Here is a 9678-nt window from a genome sequence, read left to right as displayed (position 1 = left end):
ATTTAGAATCCTGTTTCTAACCCAAGTGTAAAGATAATTGGAGAAATTGCTTTTTGGTTCCAGAATACTACGTTTCGACCAGAGATACGAAAAAAGCTCCTGAACCAAGTCCTTTGCTTCGTCCTTATCTCTTAGCCTGTTAAAAGCATGCAAATAAAGTGCTCCAAAATAACGATCATAGATTTCAGAAAATGCATCTTGGTTACCGGACTTCATTAAGTCCAACAATTCAAGATCATTTAGTGAATTGTATGTGCTCATTATTTACGTGGTTTTAATTCAGCCGTGGAGGCAGAAATAAGTCTATTATTGGTTTATCCAAATCTATATAATATTTTAATAATAATTAACTTAAAAATAAAACCCAGCAAGCAGCTATTAACAGATTTGTATGGTATCGATTTTTAATATTTCCCCAAGTTTTTTGATTTTCGAAGCAAGATGACCTGTACCAATAGCACAGTGATGGGCAGGTCCCTGCTCGTTCCAGGCCTCGACGAACTTTCTGGCACCTGGAGTAAATCTATATCGGCTATTGGTATTGCCTATTTCCAGGATATTACCCGGAACAGACTCACCTTCAGCAACCAGAAATTTTAATGTACCCAAACCAGTTTCCACAACAGAGAGTAACGTTACTGGGCCATGACTTACAGACATTTCAACCGATAAGCCATTCCCAACCTTTCCATGGTAAACCTGAAGTGGTTTGACCTTTATTTTTCCTTCCGCAATACGTGGATGGCAGGGCCCGTCATGCCCCATTAATACCACATCATCCACATAATCCATTGCGTAATATTCTGTAAATGACCCTCCGGCATCAAAACTGTCCAGAATTTTCATGGCCTGTACGTTCTTAATCTCATATTCACCTGCAACAGGAATATGCTGGCCTGTCAACAGCGAATTACCTAGAATAACCGAAGTAGTGGTATTTTCATTGGCCTCATTACCGATACCTTTATGATAATACGCAAGAGCGCCCAGCTTATACTTCTCCACCAGTTTATCCAGCGCTACAGCAGTTTGCGCCGCCCGGGTTAATTCCTCTGGAGTACAATCACTTTGAACATCAAATTCGTGCTCTATCTCCAAAAGTTTAGCCTCAATCTCCTTACTCGTAACCAAGGCCCTTAAACCAGATAACTCATCTACCTCAATCACCTCCATATGGCCACCAAAAGTAGCACACTGTAGAGTAAGATCTGTATAAATATCCATCATTCCGCCGTAATAATTTCCCATAATCCCCAAACGATTATGGTACATGACCCTGGCAACCCTAGCCGCGTCTATCCACTCCTCTACCTCTTTCCAAACATAAGGGTCATCATTCAACATACCCGTGACTTGAAAAAATGGAATTTTACTCCGCTTTAAAACGTTAGCTATTTCCGGGACAGCACAGGAAGAACAATGTGCCAGCCATTCACCAGTCATTGTTGTCCGGTCTGCCAGGCTGTTAAAATGCTCATAATCGATGCTTGCCTCTGGTGAAAGGTTCAATACAATAACAGGTACATTTGCTTTTTTAACCACCGGAAGCACAGTAGAAGACAAAGCATAGGTTGAAACATACAAGAATAGGATATCAATATCTTCACGTTTAAATTCCGCTCCCGATGTAAAGGCTTTTTCAGGAGTATCAATTAAACCAAGATTAACTATCTCGGCATCAAACATCTCCATATGTTTTGAAACGACATTGACATAATCGGTTAACCTTTCCTTCAACCCTGAAAATTGCCTCCAGTAAGCCTCCAGGCCTATACCAAACAGACCAACTTTCACCTTTATTTTTGTATACATATTTACTTTATTTCTTTAATTACTTCCTGAACAATGCTCACCGGCCCTATTAAACCAGATTCAAACAAAGGGGAATCTGCTTTATAAGGTTGTGAACTGGTGAAGGTGTACCTTCCGCTTGTTCTGGGCTGGTTCTTTAAAAGCCATTCTGGCCACTGGCCATTGACTACACCATCATACGGTTTTTTCTCATCTCCGATTAAACGGTTTGGCCAAAGATTGGCCACCTCGATAATGAGTTCATTATTTTTTTCCTTGACGGCACTGGAAATATCCATTCTCCATGGTGCAGTCCACAACACACCCAGGTCCTTTCCGTTTAAAATTACTCTGGCCATATTTTTAACCTGTCCTAAATCAAGATGCAAGGCTGCCGAACCTTTAACCTGATTTACAGATTTCAAGTCGAAAACCTTATGGTAAGACGCAATACCTGAATAATACTTAACCCCTTCATTACTATTTTTAGTCCAGTCTGATAAGGTATCAAATACAGTATGCGCAGGCCCTCCCCATTTTGGGTCAAAGCGAACGTCCCAGAATCCATTTAAGGTCATTAAGCTGCTCAGCGTTATTTCGTTACTTTTCGCGGAGGGCAGCCATTGATTCTCTTTGGAAAACAAAATGAAACAGCTTTCATAAGCATCCAACTGTAAAGGAACAAGCGTTCTACTTTGATCAGTCTGAAATTCATGTAAAGCACTGATCTTTCCGCTCACCGCATTCCATAATTCAGGAGCCCCTTTTATACTGCGAAACCAGGCACGTATTTTAATTGGTTTATCGCTGGTATTTGAAATAAAATAAAGATCCTTGTTGTCATCGGTTCGATGTGTATAGCGCACAGGTCCATCGGCATGAAAGTCCTCATCCAGTTTTTTTGATTTCAGAATCCTAGCTGTTTCTTCATAAAAAGGGTACAGACGGTCAAATTTAAAACTTAAGCTACCACCCCATATAATCTGGCCTTTGCCGTGACTGCGATAAGTTTCCTTAGCGGGTTTATTGGCAGAGCCCCATATAGACTTACTTAAAGAGGCTACTTTCCTGTCGCAGTTTGGATAATCTACCAGACTTGGGGATCTCGATGGCGGACTGCCGACCACAGTCGCGCCTTGTTTAATCAGTTCAGCAATTTTAGCCAGTAATTCTGGTGTCATAGATTCATAGGCAGGTAAAACCAATAGTCGGTAAGCCGCGCCACCTGGAAAAACAACTTGATGATTTCTGACCGAAGCTTTCATTAACTGTCCTGGCGAACAACCATCGAAGTTGTACCCCTTCCGGTCACCAATCACATCGCCTGCAATGGCTGATGCCGGTGGAACGAAAACGAGTGGTGAACCTTCTGGTGTAAGATACAGTACATCTGCAACAGTACGTCCCTGCTGTAAAAGATATTGGCAGCGGCTCACATAGGTATGGTAAGCCTCCACCATCGGCCACCAGGTTTGACTACGATCCCAATGTACACCATAGGGACCCATAGTAGCTCCTGGCTTCAGTGAATCCGGGAGAAATTGGTTCTGGAAGGTATGATAAACAAAGCGATTGATTCCTGCCGCAAATGCCCAGTCACCCTGATTCTTCATAGATCCCGGATGTTGCTTCCATCCCTCGTCATCCTGCGCAGTAAAGGCTTCCGCAGGAACAAGGGATTTCCCCATAACATGTGCAATAGAGGTGGCTTCAATGACACTATAGGTAGAATTGAAACCAAAACCCTTACTCCAAAATTCAGCCATTGGAACATCGGCAACTGCGCCAAGTTCAAGATCAGCAGTAGGATTCATGTCATAGGGCTCAATAGATAGCGACAACTGATGACCTTTGGCATAACGTTTAACATGCTGCGCGTGGTTTTCTAAAACCAATTCCTGGGCAGTTTGGCGCAAATCCCACAAAAACCTTTCACTCTCTCCCAGACTTCCAACCGTATAGCCGGAATAGACTGGATAATATTTTAGCGGATCATACCCTCTTCTTTTCAGAAACTCTTTTCTAAAGTTCCCGGTCCAATTTTGCGCTCCCATTTCCCAGCTGTCCATATGCAAGCGTTTTAATCCGCCTTGTTCATTTTTTTGTATTTTGCCTATCTTATCTAATAGCTTTCCTACATAAGTATTCAGATGATGATTTAAGGCAGTGGTATCAAACTTGTCTGCCTCAAAACCTAAACCAGGAACCGGCGCAGGACGAGTAATGGCGCCATTGTTCCTGCTGCCAAAGCGCATAATGGTCCATTTACCCGATGGCGGTGACCAATTGAGTGTGCCGTCTGGCTGCATTTTACCTGTAAGATCAAGCACACGACTCTTTTGTATAGCTTCATTCTTTTGGCCCGGAGCATTCGAAGGAGAGGATAGATAAGGCTTTACAGTACCAGAGCTATAAGGTGCGCGGTAGTAAAGAGCCTTTTCTTCATCATCTTCTATCAATGTTTTTTGATCTGTAAAAGGGAAAGCCAGTACCGCTACATCTTTATAGTAATTCGTCCATTCTTTTTTGACTTCAGCACTTAAACTCCCTTCTCCAAAAAAAGGTTTTTTAGGCAATGGAACGGGTAGAACAATCTTGTCATGTGTATCAGCAGATACAATAACCCGACTGCAAACCAGGTGTTGCATAGATTCTTCTGGTTTTACCCAAGGCCCACCGCTACCTGTCCATCCAGGTCCGATACCCAAAGTAATTTCTATACCCAAGCGGCGCGCCTCCTTTTCAGCATGAACAAAAAGTGAGGTCCAGGTATTACTCAAAAATTCGACTGTACCTCTTGGAACACCAACATTTACTTCCAGAAAAATCAGGTTGCCTATCCCTGCTTTTTTCATGGACTCAAGATCTTTTGTGATCGTTTCTGCCGACATATTACCATCCATAAAATACCAGTAAACTCCCGGTTTATACTGATCGGCAGGTTGAACAAATCCGGCTTTTAGATTTTTCATCTGTGCTTCAACACTGATAATGCTACAAAAGATACAAAGAAAGCTGATTAGAAATTTAGACATAATGGAGAGATGAGAATTGCATGAACAGGACGTCTTTCAAAGCTATTTTAATTTGAATAAGGAGATAGATAACAATTTGATATTTTAAATATACTTTTTGACATAAGTATTCTTTTCATCTTAATATCCTGGATTTTGTTTCAAATTACGATCAAGAAAGATCTGCCTGTCGGGAATTGGGTAGAGTGCTTCATAGCCATCAAATTTATAATCGCTTGGTGCAAAAGGGACACCGCTCCTGTCTACAGATGGATGTGCTTTTTCGGCTTGTCCATGTGCATTTAACAAAGTGGTCATCTGTGCATTAGTCATGGAGCGTTTTAAATCAAACCATCGATCATTCTCAAAGGCAAGTTCAACGCGGCGTTCATGCCTTATTGCTGCACGAAACGTTTCCTGAGTAAGACCCGCAAGCGCAACCAGTCCAGCCCTTACCCTAACCTGGTTAATATATTGATAAGCATCATTAGGCCCTGTCAGCTCATTGTTTATCTCAGCCAGCATAAGCAAAACATCCGAGTACCTCAATACAGGCCAGTTGTCATCTGTTCTTCCGGCAATGGTATGTGGATGATTGTATTTATTTACAAAAGGAATCTGGACAAACGTACCACCAGAACTGGTATAACCTTCTTTCAGAGATACTGCTTTGCGCACATCTTTTTCTTCAAATTCTTCGATAATGCTCCTTGTAGGAATATTCCAGCCTTGAGGACGGCTTGTAGGAAATCCCGTTACTGCACCTTCTGAGCCTCTTGGTGCAAACGTATAGATAAAGCTACTCCATTCTCCTAAGTTGTTGCCGCCTTGATATTGCACTTCAAATAGAGATTCGCTATTGTTCTTATTATTGGTATCAAAAACCGCACTATATTGCCCAATAAGAGAATAGCCCAATGTCAACACTTGTTCCAGGGTACTTTTTGCTTTTGCATAATCCTTCATGGTCAAATAAACCTTACCAAGTAAACCTAAAGCAGAGCCTCTAGAAGCCCGGCCAACGTCGGCACCAGAATAATCACTTTTTTTAGGAAGTTTTGTAACTGCATCCGTCAGATCTTTAATGATCTGATCATATACTGCAGTTTCCGGGCTTCGCTCAGTTTTGAAGGCATCTGAAGCATTCACAAAAGGCTCGGTCACTAAAACAACCGGTCCAAAGTAACGTACCAGATTAAAGTAATAGTAAGCCCTCATAAATTCCAGCTCCCCTTGGTACTGGGCTTTCTTTTGGGCAGCAATACCGGTTACCCCTTCTATTTTTGAAAGCGCATAATTGATATTGTATAATGCATTGTAAGGTTGATTGTACAAGTCTGCTATATTGACGTTGGTGGCTGTAACATTCCAAAATTCGAATGCTTCCACCCGGTCCGTTTGCCCCCGGTCAGAGGGATCAAGTTGTATCGTTGTGTTGTCTGAAGATATTTCAGCAAAAATATACTGACTGTTTACATGGTCCTGAAGCGAGCTGTAAGCACCGCTTACTGTCTGATTGATCTGCTCTTCATTCTGATAGAACTTCTCTGCTGATTTTTTTGTTGGATCAGACAGATCCAGGAAAGATTTCTTGCAAGGAGTAATTGCCAGAAAACAGAAGAAAAAAGATAATTTATATAGATTTTTCATGTCATTTGCTCATTAAAAGTTAATTCTGGCACCAATTGAAATTGTTCTTGGAACAGGATACGCTTCTCCATCCCTTCCAGGACTAATCACATCATTGCCATTGTTTGCCCTGGCCGCGTTCACTTCTGGGTTATTGCCCGGATATTTGGTAAATAAAAAGGCATTATCAACGCTGATGAAAACTTTAGCATCAAACAGGTTTTTCACACGTGGAATGGTATAACCAAGAGTGATGTTCTTGATCCATATATAATTCCCACTATACACATACTGCGAATTTGATTCTCTTGTAAAATAATAGGTATTTGATCCTGGCCATTTGCCCGCTCCGGGATTCTGTTCAGACTTCCAGCGGTTCTGCACATCACTAATCACATTAAATACACCATCAATATTAGCCAGATTCATCTCAACAGCCCAATAAATCTGACCGCCATAAGAACCGTTTAACAACATGCTTAAATCAAAGTGTTTATACCCTAAATTCCAATTCCAGCCCCAGGTAAACTTAGGATTCGGATTACCGATCACCACCATGTCCTGGGTATCATAAGAGATCACACCATCACCATTTCCATCAAAGTACTGATAGGTACCGGGGATATTATTCGGATTGTGTGGGGTGGCATTAATCTGCGCCTGATTTTGATATATGCCTAAAACTTTGAAGCCGTAAAACATTCCAATAGGCTTTCCAACTTCCGAAATATTATAACCATCATACATGGCCCCGCTTAAAAGTGCGTTCCTGTCTCCATCAATAGCCAAGACCTTATTCCTGTTGAAGGAGATGTTAAAGCCCGTGTTAACACTGACCTCGTTAAATTTATCCCTGTAGTTTACGCCCAGTTCCAGCCCTTTGTTTTGCAGTTTACCGATGTTCGTGATCAGGTTATTGAAACCGGAAACTGCCGGAATCTCTACACTCAGCAACATATTCGTGGTTAGCTTTCTGTAAAACTCCGCTGTAAAACTAATTTTACTTTTGAGAAGGCTTAGATCCAAACCGATATCGATCTGCTTTGACTGCTCCCAGCCCAAATAGGTATTTGGAAAAGAACCCACAGTTGCTCCGGGAACAACAGTATTGCCGATCACATAATTGCTCGTGTTGATATTAGCTTGTGAGGTATAATTCCCTATGTTATTATTACCCGTAATCCCATAACTCGCTCTCAGTTTCGCATCGTCAAGCCAGTTGAACTTCGGAAAAAAGCTTTCCTGCGACAAACGCCAGCCCACAGATGCCGATGGAAAGCTTCCCCAACGGTTATTGCTTCCAAAACGGGAACTGGCCTCTCTGTTAAAAGCGGCAGTAAAAAGATACTTTCCTTTGTAAGAATAGTTGACCCTCGACAAAAAGCTTTCCACCGTATAAGCAGCCATTCCGGAACTGCCATCTCTTTGATTAGCAGCCGAAACATAATCGACCAGATCATCTGGGAATTTCGTACCTGTCGCATTCCCTGTGTTTACCGTATTCTTCTGAAAAATATGCCCAACTGTTACTTCTAATTTATGGTCTCCTAAAACAGGTGAATAAGTTAATAGGTTATCCATTCCATAATTCAGATAATTATAAAAATACTCCCCGCCACTTGCGTCTCTGGGGGGCGCATTATTGAATCCGGCAATATTAGATGGTGTAAAATCATGGTTTCTGTTATTGTTCAATACACCATTCAGATTGGTTTTGAAGGACACATCTTTGAAAGGCTTAATATTGATATAGGCATTTGCTGTTAGGCTACCTTATACTCCCGGTGCTGCTCCTCATTTAACCGCTGTACTGGATTTGGAAATCCAAAAATATTATCATGCCCGCCAATGTAATTGTTATAAGAACCATCAGCATTATAAACAGGCTCACGTGGATCCATAAGCAGGGCCTGATCTACAACATTGCTTCCAAATCCCCCAGCAATGGCATCCGCATTTTTTGCCCAGGAATAGGCTCCTGAAAGATGCAAGCCCAGGTCAATATATTTATTTGGCCGGCCGTCCAGATTCGCTCTGGCGGTAACCCTATTAAATCCTGTATTGATTAAGGATCCTTGTTGATCAAGGTACCCCGTAGATATATAAGAGCTGGCTTTCTCAGAACCATGAGTCAAGGAAATGTTATAATCACTAAGTGCTGCGTTCTGGTGCAAGATCTCTTTATACCAGTCCGTAGAAACCATTGTTTGCTCCGGATAGCGGAAATCTGCTGGTATTTCAGCCAGTGAAGGTTCCTTATTCTGAAAGTACCTGATCTTGTTTGAAAAAACATCTTTCTGAAATTGCGCAAACTCCCGGCCGTCTAATACTTTAACCCTGCGGGAATCTGGAACATTGGCAAAACCATTGTTGGTGGTTACAATTAATGTAGATCCATCTTTTTTCCCATTTTTTGTGGTAATCAAAACAACCCCATTAGCCCCTCTCGAACCGTATACGGAAGTGGAGGCGGCATCTTTTAAAATACTGATGCTTTCAATATCGTTTGCATTTAGTGCTGTTCCGACACTGGTCCCTACTGGAAAGCCATCCACTACATATAATGGATCACTATTTGCCCCCAAGGAGCTGTTTCCCCGGATTTCGACCTGTAATTCCTGTCCAGGCTGGCCTGTAGTTTGTTTTACAACCACACCAGGTGCCTGTCCCTGTAAAAGCCTTCCAATATTAGCTGCCGGAATTCCCTGGGATTTTGACAAATCTATTGAAGACACCGCAGAAGTAATATCACCTTTACGTTGTGATCCGTAAGCCAATACCACCACTTCTTTTAAGCCTTGCGCTGATTCAGAAAGTTTAATATTGATTGTCGTGTTATCGCCCACAATGACATGCTTTTCATTGTAGCCAATATACCTGAACACCAGTGTAGCCCCCTTATTCGCCGTGATCGAAAAATATCCTTGTTGATCAGTCAGAGTTCCGGCATTGGAACCGGCTATCTTAACCGACACTCCAGGTATCGGTTGGGCGCTGACAGAATCTGTTAATGTCCCTTTAATGAGAGATGGCGTTTGCGCGAATACCGGTAAACAGAACAATAGCGCAAAGGCTATAGCTGGAAGGTATTTACCGGCCATACTGAGTAAAATTCTCCTTTTCATAATTACTATTTGGTTAATAGATTCAGATAAATATTTGGTTAATTCAAAAGTATCCGAATAGCGAGGCGGTTTAAATAGAGGTTTTGATAAAAAAACTAAAGTTTTTGATTCATTTACAT

6 protein-coding genes are annotated in these 9678 nt (G+C 41.7%); all 6 read right to left on the bottom strand.

The genetic code is table 11. The features are described 5' to 3' along the window. Positions 1-261: RNA polymerase sigma factor (locus DBR11_RS25670; protein WP_304594371.1), on the bottom strand; the 261-nt coding region annotated here is incomplete at its 3' end. Between the two features lie 117 nt (positions 262-378). Further along, positions 379-1812, bottom strand: coding sequence for an arabinose isomerase (locus DBR11_RS25665; protein WP_108555427.1), 1434 nt, complete (start codon positions 1810-1812; stop codon positions 379-381). Positions 1813-1814: 2 nt separating this feature from the next. Then, positions 1815-4763, bottom strand: a complete 2949-nt coding sequence (locus tag DBR11_RS25660; protein ID WP_233260915.1) for a glycosyl hydrolase — start codon at positions 4761-4763, stop codon at positions 1815-1817. A 183-nt stretch (positions 4764-4946) separates the two neighbouring features. After that, a complete protein-coding gene (locus DBR11_RS25655) occupies positions 4947-6455 on the bottom strand; it encodes a RagB/SusD family nutrient uptake outer membrane protein (RefSeq protein ID WP_108555425.1) in 1509 nt (502 codons plus the stop codon). Between the two features lie 12 nt (positions 6456-6467). Then, positions 6468-8159 (bottom strand): SusC/RagA family TonB-linked outer membrane protein, encoded by a 1692-nt coding sequence (locus tag DBR11_RS30595; protein ID WP_255564388.1) that lies wholly within the window; start codon positions 8157-8159, stop codon positions 6468-6470. Between the two features lie 38 nt (positions 8160-8197). Further along, positions 8198-9559 (bottom strand): SusC/RagA family TonB-linked outer membrane protein, encoded by a 1362-nt coding sequence (locus tag DBR11_RS30590; protein ID WP_146186664.1) that lies wholly within the window; start codon positions 9557-9559, stop codon positions 8198-8200. Between the last annotated feature and the right edge of the window lie 119 nt (positions 9560-9678).

Source organism: Pedobacter sp. HMWF019 (assembly GCF_003061025.1).
Classification (GTDB): Bacteria; Bacteroidota; Bacteroidia; order Sphingobacteriales; family Sphingobacteriaceae; genus Pedobacter.
Note: the sequence above shows the minus strand (reverse complement) of the source record. Positions and strands in the feature narration are given on the sequence as shown.